Genomic DNA, 16264 nt, shown 5'->3' on the forward strand with positions numbered 1-16264 from the left:
AGACTTCACACATCTTCCCATTCTTGAAATAGAAGCCTTTCACACCTTATATGTTAGGTTAAAGGTTATAATTCATCTTATCTTTTAAAAACACCTGTACATCGCTTAAATAGTTTTTCTTCTAATTTTTCTTCTCTTTGCTAATTCTATCTCAGAATTGAATTACTTCAGCAAAAGTACCAAGTTTACTTCATTTTATTATCGGGAAATCGTAATGTAACAATTTTTACTTTTTAATATCTTATATTACTACCTCTAACAGCACATTATCAACTTTATAACAGTTGCATTACATAAAACTTCAGTATATCTAATTTTGATAAACTAAAGCTATCGACATTAAATGACAAGTAGGTGAACAACAATTAAAAAGCTAATTATTTTTTTAGTAATTGTTTGTGTACTAGTAAATGGCTGCAAAACGTTCAATGCTTCTACCATTAACGTAATTTCCTTTCAACCAAAAAAATATGATATCTTTTTTTATACACACCAAACGAATGATTCGGTAGAAAATCAATATTTTGATGCTATCATTGAGGTGAAAGCAAATTTTCCAACCGAATTTAGTAAAGTAAACACAAGAAATAAAGCGTTGAATGAGATTGATGAGAAGATAGATCCTAAGTATCCTACTTTAATTATTAGAAAAGACGGAATTACTATTGACCGAATTAGCGGTCAAACCCCTAAACATGTAATCGTTAGTAAGCTTGAAAAACTAATGTAAAAAAGTGAGATTAATAAGCGGAATGCTAAAAAGAGCTGTTCTGTACATAGAACAGCTCTTTTTGCTATACCTATAGCATATGAATTGGTGTACCTAGAGCTACTTCAGCAGCTTCCATGGTGATTTCACCTAATGTTGGATGAGCATGGATCGTTAATGCGATATCTTCTGCTGTCATACCAGCTTCAATTGCAAGACCTAATTCAGAAATCATATCACTCGCATTTGGTCCAGCAATTTGTGCACCGATCACTAAGCCATCGTCCTTACGAGTAATCAGTTTCATAAATCCATCACTATCGTTTAATGAAAGTGCACGACCATTAGCTGCAAATGGGAATTTAGCAGCTTTGACATCGAATCCAGCATCTTTCGCTTCTTGTTCCGTATAACCGACAGTAGCCAATTCTGGATCCGAGAACACAACTGCAGGCATACTTAAGTAATCAATTACAGCTTTTTCCCCACTGATAGCTTCTGCAGCAACTTTTCCTTCATAGGATGCTTTATGTGCTAATGGAGGCCCAGCAACAATATCACCTATAGCATAGATATTATCAACATTCGTGCGACATTGATTATCAATTTTAATTAGTCCACGGTCATCTTTTTCAATGCCAACCTGCTCTAAGCCAATATCTTCTGTATTTGGACGGCGGCCAACCGTAACTAATACATAGTCCGCTTCAACAGTTTCTTCTTTACCTTTTACTTCATATGTTACTTTGACACCGTCTTTAGATTCTTCTACACCTTTAGCCATTGCTTCTGTAATAATTGTAACGTCTTTTTTCTTCAAACGTTTTTTCACAACTTGACTCATTTGCTTCTCAAAACCGCCTAAGATTTCTTTCGCACCTTCAAGAACAACAATTTCTGTTCCGAAATTCGCATAAGCAGTGCCAAGCTCTGTACCAATATATCCTCCACCGATAACTACCATTTTCTTCGGAATTTCTTTCAGGTTTAAAGCACCAGTTGAGTCCAATACTCGATCTGAAAACTTAAAGTTAGGGATTTCAATTGGCGTTGATCCTGTAGCAATAATGCAATGCTTAAAGGTATATGTTTGAGAATTTTTCTCATCCATAATTTTTACAGTGTTTTTATCTACAAAATATACTTCACCTTTAACAATATCTACTTTGTTTCCTTTTAACAAGCCTTCCACACCAGAAGTTAGCTTGTTAACGACACTTGCTTTCCACTCTTGAACCTTAGAAAAGTCAACAGAAACATTTTCTGTTTTAATTCCCATCTCTTCATTTCCATGAGCTTGTTCAGCTAAATGTCCAGCTTGGATTAATGCTTTGGATGGAATACATCCAACGTTTAAACAAACCCCACCTAAAGCGCCTTTATCAGCAATTGTTACCTTTTGGCCTAACTGTGCAGCACGAATAGCAGCAACATAACCACCAGGACCTGCTCCAACAACGAGTGTGTCTACTTCAATTGGAAAATCTCCTACTACCATAAAACTCACGCCTCCATCATAATTAATTGTGGGTCGCTTAATAATCGTTTCATTTGATTTAGAGCATGTTGTGCAGTTGCTCCATCAATAATACGATGATCAAAGCTCAATGATAATGCTAGTACAGGTGCTACGACAACTTCCCCATCACGAACCACTGGTTTTTCTGCTATACGACCAATACCAAGAATAACCGCTTCTGGGTAATTCAATACTGGCGTAAACCATTGACCACCAGCAGAACCGATATTTGTAATTGTATTCGATGCACCACTCATCTCTTCAGGTGCTAGTTTACCACTTCTAGCCTTTTCTGCCAATTCATTAATCTCTTTAGAAATTTCAAAGATGGATTTACGATCCGCATTTTTCACAACTGGAACAAGAAGGCCTTTATCTGTATCTGCTGCAATACCTACATTGTAATAGTGCTTGTGAACAATTTCATTCGTTTCATCATCAACGGAAGCATTTATCATTGGGAATTTTTTAGAAGCAGATACTAGTGCTTTAACAACATACGGCAAGTATGTTAATTTAATTTCTTGCTCAGCAGCTACGGCTTTAAACTTCTTACGATGAGCTACTAATTCTGATACATCTACTTCATCCAATAAAGTTACATGAGGAGCTTTTGTTTTAGAATTAACCATCGCATTGGCAATTGCTTTGCGAATTCCGCTCATAGATTCACGAGTTTCAGGGAAGTCTCCCGCTGTTTCTGCAGCTGCTTCTTTCTTAGAAGATGCTGCTTCTTCTGTTGTTCCTTTTGCGTCTGCAGCAGGTTGGTCTCCACTTAGGTAAGCATCAATATCTTCTTTTAAAATACGTCCGTTTTTACCTGAAGGCGTAACTTTAGAAATCGTTACTCCGTTATCACGTGCATACTTCCTTACTGATGGCATTGCAATTACTCTTTCACCATCATCTTCATCTACTTCTTCATTTGTAGCTTCAGGAGCTTCAGATGCTTTTTCGTCAGCAGAAGCTTCTTGTTTTGAATCTGCCGCTTCTTCCTCGTCATCTGATTCATAGCCTTCTGCATCAAACGTAATAATCGTGTCACCTACAACTGCTACCGTTCCTTCTTCTACATGTAATTTTGTTACTGTTCCTTCCACTGGTGATGGAATTTCCACTACAGCTTTATCATTTTGCACTTCACACAAAACATCGTCTTCTTTAACTTCGTCGCCTTCATTAACGAACCATTTAACGATTTCACCTTCATGAATTCCTTCACCAATATCAGGTAATTTAAAATTGAAAGCCATAATATTTTTGCCTCCTGTCTTAATAATTAAAAGTTCATCACACTGTTTACTTTTTCTACAATATCTTTATGATTAGGTAACCAAACTTCTTCTGCTTCCGAGAATGCGTAAACGGTGTCTGGAGCCGCAACACGTAATACAGGAGCTTCTAAATGAAGAATGGCACGTTCTTGTATTTCAGCTACTACATTCGCAGCTATGCCTGCTTGGCGTTGCGCTTCTTGCACCACAACAGCACGATTTGTTTTCTTAACCGATTCAATGATCGTTTCGATATCAAGTGGTGATACAGTACGTAAGTCAATAACTTCAGCATTAACACCATTTTCAGCTAGTTCTTCAGCAGCTTTTAACGAAGCATGTACCATCGCACCGTAAGCAATTAATGTAACGTCTGTACCTTCACGCTTAACATCTGCTTTCCCTAGTTCAATCGTGTATTCTCCTTCAGGTACTTCACCACGGAATGAGCGATATAATTTCATGTGCTCTAAAAACACAACCGGATCATTATCTCGGATGGAAGAAATAAGTAAACCTTTAGCATCATGAGGAGTAGAAGGAATAACCACTTTAATACCTGGTTGTTGAGCAATTAACCCCTCTAATGAATCCGCATGAAGTTCTGGTGTATGAACACCTCCGCCAAATGGAGCACGTACTGTAATTGGCGAATGATGAACGCCACCTGAACGATATCGCATACGAGCCATTTGTCCGCTAATGGAATCCATCACTTCATATACGAAGCCGAAGAATTGAATTTCTGGAACAGGTCGGAAACCTTGTAAGCCTAAGCCAATTGCTAGTCCACCAATACCTGATTCGGCTAAAGGTGTGTCAAACACGCGTTCTTCACCAAACTCGGCTTGCAATCCATCAGTAGCACGGAACACGCCACCATTCTGACCGACATCTTCTCCGAAAACAAGCACATTTTCATCATTTTTAAGTTCCGTACGTAGTGCGTCTGTAATGGCTTGAATCATTGTCATTTGTGCCATGATTTACTTCGACTCCTTTTCTTTATATTCTTCCATTTGTTCTTGTAAATTATATGGAAGTTCTTCATACATGTTTGCCATTAAATCTGTTACTTTTTGTTTTGGATATTGGTCTGCTTGCTTAATGGCTTGCTTAATTTCCTCTTTTGCTTCTTCAATTACTTTATTTTCTTCTTCTTCAGACCATAGATTTTTTGCTTCTAGATACTTACGGAAACGGACTAATGGATCTTTCTTTTCCCATTCATTATCTAAATCCTCTGTACGATAACGAGTCGGATCGTCACCAGCCATTGTATGAGGACCATAGCGATACGTCATTGTTTCAATAAGCATCGGACCTTCGCCATTAACTGCACGCTCTCTAGCATGTTTTGTAACAGCGTAAACAGCAAGTACATCCATACCATCTACTTGAATGCCTTCAATTCCTGCAGCAACAGCTTTTTGAGCTAGTGTTTTTGCATTTGTTTGTTTTTCTACTGGTACAGAAATGGCAAAACGATTATTTTGTACAAAGAAAATCGCTGGAGCTTTATATGCACCTGCAAAGTTAATTCCTTCATAAAAATCACCTTGTGATGTACCACCATCACCAGTGTAAGTAACAGCTACATTTTTCTTACCACGCTTTTTCATTCCTAAAGCTACGCCAGCAGCCTGTACATATTGAGCGCCAATTATAATTTGTGGACTTACTGCATGAACACCTTCAGGCATCTGGTTACCATGGAAATGTCCTCTAGAGAATAAAAATGCTTGATATAGTGGAAGACCTTGCCAAATTAATTGTGGTACATCTCGATATCCAGGCAATAGAAAATCCTCTTGTTCAAGTGCAAACTGACTTCCTAACTGTGAGGCCTCTTGCCCTGCTGTTGGTGCATAAAATCCTAAACGCCCTTGGCGGTTCAAAGCAATTGAACGTTGATCTAAAACTCTTGTGTAAACCATTCTACGCATAAGTTCTTTTAACTGCTCATCGGAAAGATCAGGAACGTCTTTTTCATTGACAATCTTTCCATCTTCATTAAGAATTTGGAACATTTCGAACTGACTCTCAACACTCTCTAAAACGTGTTTCAAAATAGTTCACCTCTTCCTTTCTGTATCCATTTAATATTGTTATTTCTAGCCTACCCAAAATCAGAAAAAAACTGTACTTTTTATGGTATTCCCATTTTTGCTTACTATAAATCTATAAGTGAATGCCCAAATAGGCAAAGCACGCAAATAAAATATTCCACCCTTGCTCTATACTAGCAAGTAGAGGCTTTTATATTGAATGCCCCCCGTCTGTATGTACATACACATCAAAAACAGCTATTTAAAACTGTTACATAAAAAAGCAAAAAATCATTAGTACAATTTCTTTACATATAAATTCTAGCTCAATTCTACTTAGTGGTCAAACACTTTGTTTTCTTTAATTTATTTTCACATAATTTAAAAGAAAGCATTACTTAATAAAGCGCTTTCTGCTTTGTTCTGTTATAGTTCGATTTCTTATCTGTATTACCTATTATTAGGAATAATAGCGAGTGTTTAATATTTTTCATCTATTACAAACCATTTCTTTCTTATCTCCCTGTTTATTGCGCGAAGGATTTATACAATAAGCAAAACGACGACGTTTACACATCATAAAGACTTTAGGTTTTTAAAATCATTTACTTTGTAAAAATATGTACCGTTATCCTTGTACTAGCAAAAAACACTCTCTAGATTTGCCTAGAGAGTGTTTCAATATCTTACTTATCTTCTATTTTTCGTCAGAATCTCCTTCATAGGTAACATCCATACCCACTTGCTCGTAAAAATCTCTTTTCATTTCATTGTATTCTTTCGTATGCTTGTTAAAATTATCGTTTGATGCAATTACTTTTTCATATGCATTATTAATAGCATCTATTTTTTTCGTTAACGTTTCTTGCTTTAAATCTTCTTTTGATAACAATTCATACATTTCTTTTTCCAATTTCAATGCATCTTTGTAAGCTTTATTTAGATTATCGTATGCTTTATAACGATCTTGCATCGTCTCTACCATTTTTTCAGCAGTATCTTTAGCTTCTTTAGCTTCTAAATCCTCCACAACTTCTTTCGTTTTAGTAAATTCTTCTTTTGCTTGTTCTATGCTTTCTTCTTCTTTCTTTATCGCTTCTTTACGTTTATCCACCGTTTCAATAGCTTGTTTAGCTAACTTTTTAATTTTATCCATTTCGTCTTTACCAAGATCCATAATTTGGTTATATAACTCTTGTTCTTTTTTCTCCAAATCGGTTATTTTACTTTGCTGTTTTTCAAATCCTTCTTCTAGCGTAACTGCTTCTTCTAAATGATTCTGTATTTGTTCTTCTGGAGTCCCATTACTACACGATGCTAATATAAATAAAAGCATAAAACCTAATGCAACGATTGTGAACTTTTTTAATGACATTATTTACCTCCTACACCTATAAATCAAATATACGATTTATAGTATAACATAAAATGGGTTGTACAAAAGGAAAAAATCAATTCCGCCTTTGCTCCATATAAAACGCCTTTTGAACAAAGTCTCGGGGCGCCCGGTTAGCAACGTAGCGACTCGAACGAATTAAAGAAGGTTTTAGGAATCATGCTCCTGCAACAGGAGTATACTGGCGCCCTCCGGCACCCTGGCCTTCCTGTTTAGTACGAACGGCCTTTTGATGCCTTGAGAAACGAAAGTTAAAATTATTCAGCTTATATAAATAATGAACAGATACGTCGGCGCTTAATAGCAAATTATGATGAAATGCGTATAAATATGATAAAATGATCTTTGGACTATGCACATAGAATTAGGAGTGGTACGATGATAACTATGAAAGATATCGTTAGGGAAGGCCATCCTTCATTAACAACAATTGCTGATGAAGTAACTATTCCTTTAACGAAAGAAGATAAGCAATTACTTGGTGATATGCTTCAATTTATTCAAAATAGCCAGGATGAAGAAATTGCTCAAAAATATGGTCTTCGTGCTGGTGTTGGGTTGGCTGCTCCTCAGCTAGGATTGAATAAACGTTTAATAGCTGTTCACTTTGAGGATGGCAGAGGGAAAAAATACAGTTATGGACTTGCTAATCCAAAAATAATTAGCCATTCTGTAGAAAAAGCATATCTTCCGTCTGGAGAAGGATGTTTATCCGTCGATCGAAGTATAGAAGGATACGTTCCGAGATATGCTCGAGTTACCGTAAAAGCCATAAATACAGATGGAGAAGTCGTTAAATTAAGATTAAAAGATTATGCTGCTATTGTGTTTCAACACGAAATTGATCATTTAAACGGAATCATGTTTTATGATCATATTAATCAACAAAACCCATTCTTTATACCAGACAACGCAAAACCGGTAGAGTAGTTAGAGCTTGGGCGAACATTTTATTCATGATTTACCACATACCGTCGCTTTGGTAATGCCCTTTGCACCGCAGGTACTTAGTGAGTTTCTTCATGCATGAAGAAACTCACTAAGTCTTTTCCAAGCATGGTTACGCATGTCTTTGTAACTAACTTATAGATAGCTGCTTTCGTAGCAAACACCTGGCATTTTTGGAAACATAGTAAAGTTAAATTAAACCAAGATGCTTCAACCCATTTGCAAGCCCATCCTTATCAACGTCCTCCGTTATATAGTCTGCTACCGCTTTTAAATCAGAAACTGCATTCCCCATCGCTACCCCTGTGCCAATTTCCTGTAACATTTGCATATCATTTAACCCATCTCCGAAGGCAAATGTATCTTCAAACGCTAAACCGCTAGCTTCAATTAGTTTTTCCACTCCAATCGCTTTTGACCCGCCTAACGGAATAACATCGCAAGAGAACTCATGCCAGCGAATAAAGTCTAACGTAGGAAGCTGTTTAGCTAACTGTTTTTCTTCTTCTTGTTTACAAAACAATAAGGCTTGATAAATCGATGTAGACTGATAAAAGTTAGGATCCACTTCTGGATAACTGAAATCCATACTACTTAAACTTTCTTCTATGAATAAATGGTTAGGTTCCGAAGCTTTCATTTGCTCGGAGCTAGAAAAAACAATCGGATAATTATTTTTCATAATTTCATGGTTTAAACGCAAAAGATCATCTTTTTTTATCGGGTTTCGATAAACTTCTTTCCCTTCAAACACAACATACTGTCCATTAAAACTAACAAAAGAATGAATGTTTAACTCCTCACGTATAGACTTAAACATAAAAGGTGCCCTTCCAGTTGCTATCGCTACGTAAATATCATTATCCTGCAATTGTTTAATGGCTTGCTTTGTACTATATGGAATTTCATTTTTTTTGGTTAAAATCGTACCGTCAATATCTAAGAAAACCATTTTTTTATGCATGTTTATCCCCTTTTCTGGTGTATAAATTTAATCGTGTTGTAAAAAATAAGCGTAGTAATCATCGGATCTTATTTCAACAAACTGTGCTCCTACATTCACTAAACGAAGCACGGCTTCCAACTTTTATGCACTCTTTTCTATCACAGCCATGAGAAATATTTTTAAGAAATAGCGTGTTTTTATTTCAAATTTCCTCAACTCATACTATACTATAGATAAGAGGGATTGGATCGGTAGATGTTTTTCTTGTTTTTTAAAACAAAGAAAGGAGATGACACGTCATGCTGAAACGTCTAAGAAAAAAGCTCAAAAAACGCTGGAAGGACTTTTTAGGCCAAGGACGTGTGCCAACTACTTGTAAAAAGACTACCAATGATTAATTTGCCCAATCACATACTAAAGGTACCATAAAGTAAATGAAAAAGACAAAGCTACACTATTTGGAAAAAGACGATACCTTTATCTTCATTCTTGTGTCGGGTAAGATATAGCATTAACTCCGTGTTCAAAACTGTAATATTAATAAACCAACAATGAAATTAGTCAAGGAGAGATGAGATGATTTATAAAGTTTTATATCAAGAACTGGCTGACGAGATTCCAGTTCGAGAACGTACAAAAAGCGCTTATGTGGAGGGAAACTCTGTAAGAGAAGTTAGAGCAAAAATCAACGAACGCAAGTATAATATTGAATATATCCATGAATTGGATGAAGCGCATTTAGCATATGAAAAACAATCCGAAGATTTTCACGTGGAGAAAATCTAAACAATGAAATTCGTGAAAAATGATCAAGCTGCCGTTTTTGCTCTAGGTGGCTTAGGAGAGATCGGAAAAAATACGTATGGCGTTCAATTTCAAGATGAAATTGTGCTAATCGATGCTGGAATTAAATTTCCGGAAGATGAGTTGTTAGGTATTGATTATGTTATCCCTGACTATACGTATTTAGTACAAAACCAAGATAAGATTAAAGGATTATTTATTACCCACGGACACGAAGACCATATTGGGGGGATCCCATATCTTCTCCGTGAAATTAATGTGCCAATATATGCTGGTAAACTTGCGTTAGGATTAATTAAAAATAAATTAGAAGAACACGGTTTATTAAGAAATGCTAAATTACACACGATTCAAGAAGACGATATTATAAAATTCCGAAAAACATCGGTAAGCTTTTTCCGAACAACTCATAGTATTCCAGATTCCTATGGTATCGTAGTGAAAACTCCGCCAGGAAATATTGTTCATACTGGAGATTTTAAATTTGACTTTACTCCAGTTGGTGAACCAGCTAATTTATCGAAAATGGCTGAAATTGGAAATGAGGGTGTGCTTTGCCTTTTATCAGATAGTACGAACAGTGAAGTTCCCGGATTTACGATGTCCGAAAAAGTGGTTGGGGAAAATATAAAAGATATTTTTAGCAGAGTTGACGGACGTGTTATATTCGCAACTTTTGCGTCAAATATTTATCGATTACAACAAGTAGTGGAAGCATCTGTTAAAAACCACCGTAAAATAGCTGTATTCGGAAGAAGTATGGAATCTGCTATTAACTTAGGACAAGAATTAGGTTATATTCAAGCGCCGAAAAATACGTTTATTGATGCTAATCAAATAAACCGTCTTCCAGCACAAGAAGTGACCATTCTTTGTACCGGATCTCAAGGTGAACCGATGGCCGCTCTCTCAAGGATTGCCAATGGTACTCACCGGCAAATACAAATTATCCCTGGCGATACAGTGGTGTTTTCTTCATCTCCAATCCCTGGAAACACCATTAGTGTCAGCCGAACAATTAATAAATTATATCGTGCAGGTGCCGATGTCATCCACGGAAAATTAACCAATATTCACACATCAGGGCATGGTAGTCAAGAAGAGCAAAAGCTCATGCTACGCCTAATTAAACCAAAATACTTTATGCCTATACATGGTGAATACAGAATGTTAAAAGAGCACATTAAATTGGCCGTTGCTTGTGGTTCAGACGCTGATAGTTGCTTTGTCATGGACAACGGAGATGTTTTAGCACTTGGAAAAGATACAGCAACAATAGCTGGAAAAATTCCTTCAGGTTCCATTTATGTAGATGGAAACGGAATAGGCGACATAGGTAATATTGTCCTAAGAGATCGTCGAATACTTTCAGAAGAAGGACTCGTTATTGTAGTTGTAAGCATTAATATGAAAGAGTTTAAAGTTTCTGCAGGCCCTGACATCATTTCCCGTGGCTTTGTCTATATGAGGGAATCGGAAGACTTAATTAATGAAGCACAGAAATTGGTCGCGACGCATTTAACCAAAGTGATGGAACGCAAAACGTCACAATGGTCCGAGATTAAAAACGAGATCACAGATACTATCGCTCCATTTCTGTATGAAAAAACAAAGCGTCGCCCTATGGTACTACCTATTATTATGGAAGTTTAACATAAAAAAACAGCCAGAGTATACGTACACTGGCTGTTTTTTATTCTACTATAAAATCGGATAAAATGAATCTACAATTGGATCCCCGCTTTTTTAGTAGCCTAAAAGTATGACAAAGGCTTCGCTTCATCATAAAAACTCGGTTATTGCCAAATCTTTATGGCGATGGAAAGTCGTCGTTTTGCTTATCTATAAAGCCTAGAAATTTATTGCTTTCTTATAATACGAAAAAGGAGATTTGAATTTTGTATCCTACTTAGACTGTTTATTCTTCAATCACTAAATGCTTTTCAAAACGCGATATATCTTTATCTGCACCAATAACGATTAAAATGTCCCCTTCCGAAAAACGATGATCCGCACTAGGCGATACGTTAATATCTTTCCCATGTTTAATGGCTACTACGTTACATCCATAATTAGCACGAATATCTAATTCGACAAGCGTCTTGCCTAGCATTTTTTCACCAACTTTTACCTCAACAATGCTATGGTCATCGGATAGTTCTAAGTAATCCAATATGTTATTTGATATAATACTATGTGCAATTCTTTTTCCCATATCTCTTTCTGGATGTACCACCTGATCTGCGCCAATTTTATTAAGAATTTTCGCATGGTAATCATTTTGAGCTTTTACTGTAATTTTCTTAATACCTAAATCCGTTAAAATAACCGTTGTTAAAATACTTGCTTGAATATCATCTCCAATTGCAACAATAACATGGTCAATATTCTTTATTCCTAGTTCTTTTAAAGAAGCTTCATCTGTTGAGTCAACAATAACAGCATGAGAAGCTATATTTTTAAACTCATTAATTCTATCTTCATTGTTATCAATAGCAAGCACTTCCATCCCTTCCATGCTTAACTCTTTACAAATACTTCCACCAAATCTTCCTAATCCAATTACTGCGAATTCTCGTTTCATCCTTTGTTCCTCCATGTTTCGTCTTTGTTCATAGCTTATCACAGTTCTATTCGTTCTACCATATTTCAAGATGAAAACTTTATTAAAAAAAGATGTACAAAATACTCTTCTATTACAATAGAAAACCACGATTTATAGCATTTGAAAGACTTGGCTATCGCCAAGTCTTTACATTCAACCATCATGTACCATAAACTTTAAAAACAATGAACGCAAAAATGAACGTATCCACCTACATTTCCTATACGTCCACCTACAATCACGAGGAATGAAAGAACCCCATACTGATTGAAGATTTTATATTGCATCTAACATTTGAAATTGTGCTTTTACTAAATGATAGTACTCTCCACCTTGTTTCATTAAATTGTCATGATTTCCACTTTCTAAGATGTGTCCATTCTCAAGCACAAATATATTATCAGCCTTACGAATGGTAGATAAGCGGTGCGCAATCATAATAGCGGTACGTCCTTTCAATAATTTAGCTAAAGCAGCTTGAATCTTAACTTCTGTTTCTGTATCAATACTTGCAGTAGCTTCATCAAGTATTAAAATTTTTGGATTAGCTAATAATGCTCTTGCAAAAGATAACAATTGCCTTTCCCCTGCAGATAAAATATTGCCACGCTCTTCGACTTCCGTTTCATAACTATTCGCCATACGCTTTATAAATTCATCAGCGCCAACGACTTCTGCTGCACGAATGACTTCTTCATCAGACGCATCTGGCCGCCCAAAACGAATATTTTCCATAATAGTACCTGAAAAAATAAATGTATCCTGTAAAACAACGCTTATACTTTGTCGCAAGCTATCTAATTGGACTTCACGTAAATCATAGTTATCAATTGTAACCTTCCCTTTTGTTGGATCGTAAAATCTACTTATTAAATTAGCAATTGTTGTTTTACCACTTCCAGTATGGCCAACTAAAGCAACTGTTTGCCCCGCATGAATAGTCAAAGATATATCGTTCAAGGCAATGCGATCTTTATCGTAATAAAAATGCACTTTATCAAAGACAATTTCTCCTTTCATGTCCTTGAAAACATGAGCATCGCTCTTTTCTTGAACATTTGGTCGTTCATCTAAAAATTCAAAAATACGCTCAGATGCTGCCATTGCCATGAGCATTTGATTATACATCTGCCCTAAACGGGATATTGGTTCCCAAAACATACCAACAAAAAAGGCGAACGAAACAAACGTTCCAATAGCAATGCCACCATTATTTTCACCAAGTAAAATTAAATATGCCCCATAAGATATTAAAATGACTGTACCGATAGCATTGCTCATTTCAACAAACGGGCGAAACATAGCACTCTTCTTCGTAGCTTCTTTCCAACTATTAAAATTATCTTTATTTACTCCATGGAAGTACTCACTATTTTCTTGTTCTTGAGAAAATGACTGCGTAATTCGTATTCCTTGTAAACCTTCATTCAAATGAGAATTCATGCGTGATTGTTGAATTCTTACTTGTTGCCAAGAACGACGAATCGTTCGTCGTAACTTGGTTGTTAGGTAGAACATTAGCGGAAGTATAACCATGATCGCTAACGCAAGCTTAGGGCTAAGCACAAACAAAATAACAATGATCCCTACTAATGTTACAATGTCCATAAGTAAGTTGATAATTCCGTTTGTAAATAATTCCTGAAGTGAATTAATATCATTCATAATTCGAACTAAAATAGAACCTGCTGAACGGGAATCAAAAAAACGATGGGATAACCGTTGGACGTGCGAAAACAAATGTTGTCTAATATCATAGATAACATTTTGCCCTAAAATATTTACCCATTTTATCCGAAATACATTTCCCGCATAGCTTAATAAGTATAAAATGCCAATAACCACTACTAAATAAGTTAACAGCGTTACATTTTGTTCACTTATAGCTACATCAATAGCGACTTTTCCGATTAAAATTGGTACAATTAATCGCACAGCTGTCGATATAAACATAGCTATGATTGCAGCCGGTAAATAAGTTTTTGCATAAGGTTTCAAATAGGCCAGTAGACGCCACATTTGCTTCCAATTAAACGGCTTTTCAATTGCTTGTTCTTGCGTATAATGAAAGCGCTGTAAGTGCCTGCTTGGGGCCCCTTTGGACTTATCCTTCGCCATTCACATTTCCTCCTTCTAAGCGTGCTGACGCTTCATTACTTCTTCTCTATCTTGGTATTGAATATCATAAATTCGTTGATACGGTCCCTGATTCTTAATTAAGAAGTCATGATTACCACGCTCTACTACTTTTCCCCCTTCTAAAACTAATATTTCATCTGCATGTTTTAACGAAGCAATTCGATGAGCTATAATAAATGAAGTTCTCCCTTTCATTACTTCTTGTAAAGCTTTTTGAATCCTAAATTCTGTTTCCATATCTACTGCAGATGTAGCATCATCCAAAATAAGAATTTTAGGATTAATACAGATCGCTCTTGCAATGGCAATACGTTGTTTTTGTCCTCCAGACAGCCCCATCCCACGTTCACCTAACATCGTGTCATACCCTTGTGGCATTTTCATAATAAAATCGTGCGCTTGCGCTCGTTTAGCAGCATCTATAATCTGCTCATCCTCTACACCTGGGCTACCATAGGCAATATTTTCACGAATTGTCGTGGAAAACAAAAATGGTTCTTGCAGGACAAAGCCAATTTCTTTGCGCAAAGATTTAAGATAATAATCTGAAACTGACTTTTGATCAATAAGTACATCCCCAGAAATTGGTTCGTAAAAACGCGTAATGAGTTGTGTAATACTCGTTTTACCAGATCCGGTAGAGCCAATTAATCCAATAACCTTCCCGGGTGGAGCATCAAAACTAATTTTTTTCAAAGCGGCGTCGTCATCATCTGCATATGTTAACGTAACATTTCGAAATGTTACATGCCCGTGTATAGGTTCTCTAATAGGGTGTTCAGATTCTGTAATATCCTCTTCCGCTTCTAAGATTTCTAATAATCTCTCTGCAGAAGCTTTTGCTTGTGAAAACTGATTGACAACAAAACCAAGGTTCATAAGTGGTCCCATAATATACCAAACTAAGCTAAAAAAAGCGATTAATGCGCCAAGGGATAATTGCCCATCAATAACAAGAAAACCACCGTATGCCAACAATGCAGCTGCACAGAAATTTCCGATAAATTCCATTAAAGGGAAGTACTTTGACCAAATAAACGAAGTGTGTAAATAATTTTGCCTGTACGAATCATTACGATCCGCAAAACGCCCAATCTCAAACCCCTCACGCGAGAGTGACTTCACCGTATGCATACCGCTAATATTTTCTTGAACACGCGTATTTAAATTACCATAAGATTTTCGAATTAAGCGAAAAGCTGGATGCACACGTTTATCGAATTGATATACAACAATAGCCAGAAAAGGCATTGCGGCCATCGTAACTAAAGCAAGCGGAACAGAGTAATAGAACATAACTCCTAAGCTAATCATTATAAGTAGAACTATTCTCAATAGTTCTGAAAATCCAAAAGATAGAAAAAAACGAAATCCTTCTACATCAGCTGTTAAGCGAGACATAATATCTCCTGTTTTAGCGTTATCATAATACGTAAATGATAATCGCTGTAGTTTTTGATATAATCCATCACGTAATTTATATACAGCTGTAATACCAAATAAATCCCCTAAATATTGATGATAAAAAGTAGCAAATCCTTTAACAGCCATTAGCAACAAGAAAATAGCGGAAATGTACGGAATTAATTCATAGCGATCCATTAAAACAACGCGATCAATCGTTTGCTGTAATATAATCGGATAAACAACTGTGATTACCGTTACAAAAAACAAGAAGAATACAGAGAGTAAAAAATGTTTTCTGTAAGGCCAATAATATTGCTTTAATTTTTTAAACGTGTCCACACATGTGCCTCCCTCAAGTTTTTAATTACGTAACATATAATATAACGGGTTTCGAAATAAATTTCTACTATTTTGCTGAATTTTTATAAAAATTTCTATCTTATAATTTTAAAGGCACCATCAATTGTAA

General features: G+C 36.0%; 12 protein-coding genes. 3 read left to right on the forward strand and 9 right to left on the reverse strand.

Translation table 11 applies throughout. From position 1 onward, the window contains the following. Positions 1-800: 800 nt before the first annotated feature. From lpdA to D9780_RS09875, 5 genes are all read right to left on the reverse strand, one after another. The gene (gene lpdA / locus D9780_RS09855) at positions 801-2207 is read right to left on the reverse strand and encodes a dihydrolipoyl dehydrogenase (RefSeq protein ID WP_121639975.1); all 1407 of its coding nucleotides are present in this window, start codon (positions 2205-2207) and stop codon (positions 801-803) included. Positions 2208-2212: 5 nt separating this feature from the next. Then, a complete protein-coding gene (locus tag D9780_RS09860) occupies positions 2213-3481 on the reverse strand; it encodes a dihydrolipoamide acetyltransferase family protein (RefSeq protein WP_121639976.1) in 1269 nt (422 codons plus the stop codon). Positions 3482-3507: 26 nt separating this feature from the next. Further along, entirely contained in the window at positions 3508-4485 is a 978-nt protein-coding gene (locus D9780_RS09865; protein ID WP_073005371.1) for an alpha-ketoacid dehydrogenase subunit beta, read from the reverse strand. A 3-nt stretch (positions 4486-4488) separates the two neighbouring features. Beyond that, on the reverse strand, positions 4489-5532 hold the full coding sequence (gene pdhA / locus D9780_RS09870) for a pyruvate dehydrogenase (acetyl-transferring) E1 component subunit alpha (RefSeq protein WP_170861705.1): 1044 nt from the start codon (positions 5530-5532) through the stop codon (positions 4489-4491). A gap of 715 nt (positions 5533-6247) precedes the next feature. After that, a complete protein-coding gene (locus D9780_RS09875) occupies positions 6248-6925 on the reverse strand; it encodes a YkyA family protein (protein ID WP_073005375.1) in 678 nt (225 codons plus the stop codon). 399 nt (positions 6926-7324) lie between these two features. Between D9780_RS09875 and def the strand changes: the two genes are divergently transcribed. Then, the gene (gene def, locus D9780_RS09880; protein ID WP_073005376.1) at positions 7325-7876 is read left to right on the forward strand and encodes a peptide deformylase; all 552 of its coding nucleotides are present in this window, start codon (positions 7325-7327) and stop codon (positions 7874-7876) included. Positions 7877-8084: 208 nt separating this feature from the next. On the opposite strand, the gene D9780_RS09885 is transcribed toward def, so the two are convergent. Next, positions 8085-8858 (reverse strand): Cof-type HAD-IIB family hydrolase, encoded by a 774-nt coding sequence (locus D9780_RS09885; RefSeq protein WP_205601123.1) that lies wholly within the window; start codon positions 8856-8858, stop codon positions 8085-8087. A 558-nt stretch (positions 8859-9416) separates the two neighbouring features. On the opposite strand from D9780_RS09885, the gene D9780_RS09890 reads away from it, so the two are divergent. After that, complete coding sequence (locus D9780_RS09890) at positions 9417-9626, forward strand: DNA-dependent RNA polymerase subunit epsilon (protein ID WP_073005381.1); 210 nt, start codon at positions 9417-9419, stop codon at positions 9624-9626. Between the two features lie 3 nt (positions 9627-9629). Further along, positions 9630-11297 (forward strand): ribonuclease J1, encoded by a 1668-nt coding sequence (gene rnjA / locus D9780_RS09895; protein WP_121639978.1) that lies wholly within the window; start codon positions 9630-9632, stop codon positions 11295-11297. 265 nt (positions 11298-11562) lie between these two features. Here the strand turns inward: rnjA and D9780_RS09900 are convergent, their stop codons facing one another. The 3 genes from D9780_RS09900 to D9780_RS09910 form a co-directional block, all read right to left on the reverse strand. Then, complete coding sequence (locus D9780_RS09900) at positions 11563-12228, reverse strand: potassium channel family protein (protein ID WP_073005395.1); 666 nt, start codon at positions 12226-12228, stop codon at positions 11563-11565. A gap of 297 nt (positions 12229-12525) precedes the next feature. Then, positions 12526-14367, reverse strand: a complete 1842-nt coding sequence (locus tag D9780_RS09905) for an ABC transporter ATP-binding protein (protein ID WP_121639979.1) — start codon at positions 14365-14367, stop codon at positions 12526-12528. Between the two features lie 15 nt (positions 14368-14382). Further along, positions 14383-16134 carry an ABC transporter ATP-binding protein gene (locus D9780_RS09910; protein ID WP_121639980.1) on the reverse strand — a complete coding sequence of 584 codons (1752 nt, stop codon included), beginning with the start codon at positions 16132-16134 and terminating at the stop codon, positions 14383-14385. Positions 16135-16264 lie beyond the last annotated feature (130 nt).

The organism is Virgibacillus sp. Bac330, from assembly GCF_003667845.1.
Classification (GTDB): Bacteria; Bacillota; Bacilli; order Bacillales; family Amphibacillaceae; genus Virgibacillus; species Virgibacillus chiguensis.

Bases quoted from the DNA above. Each gene is read 5' to 3' on its own strand.
- D9780_RS09900 (WP_073005395.1), bottom strand. From the start codon at position 12,228: ATGAAACGAGAATTCGCAGTAATTGGATTAGGAAGATTTGGTGGAAGT.
- D9780_RS09905 (WP_121639979.1), bottom strand. From the start codon at position 14,367: ATGGCGAAGGATAAGTCCAAAGGGGCCCCAAGCAGGCACTTACAGCGC.
- lpdA (WP_121639975.1), bottom strand. From the start codon at position 2,207: ATGGTAGTAGGAGATTTTCCAATTGAAGTAGACACACTCGTTGTTGGA.
- D9780_RS09885 (WP_205601123.1), bottom strand. From the start codon at position 8,858: ATGCATAAAAAAATGGTTTTCTTAGATATTGACGGTACGATTTTAACC.
- D9780_RS09890 (WP_073005381.1), top strand. From the start codon at position 9,417: ATGATTTATAAAGTTTTATATCAAGAACTGGCTGACGAGATTCCAGTT.
- D9780_RS09875 (WP_073005375.1), bottom strand. From the start codon at position 6,925: ATGTCATTAAAAAAGTTCACAATCGTTGCATTAGGTTTTATGCTTTTA.
- def (WP_073005376.1), top strand. From the start codon at position 7,325: ATGATAACTATGAAAGATATCGTTAGGGAAGGCCATCCTTCATTAACA.
- D9780_RS09860 (WP_121639976.1), bottom strand. From the start codon at position 3,481: ATGGCTTTCAATTTTAAATTACCTGATATTGGTGAAGGAATTCATGAA.
- rnjA (WP_121639978.1), top strand. From the start codon at position 9,630: ATGAAATTCGTGAAAAATGATCAAGCTGCCGTTTTTGCTCTAGGTGGC.
- D9780_RS09865 (WP_073005371.1), bottom strand. From the start codon at position 4,485: ATGGCACAAATGACAATGATTCAAGCCATTACAGACGCACTACGTACG.
- pdhA (WP_170861705.1), bottom strand. From the start codon at position 5,532: ATGTTCCAAATTCTTAATGAAGATGGAAAGATTGTCAATGAAAAAGAC.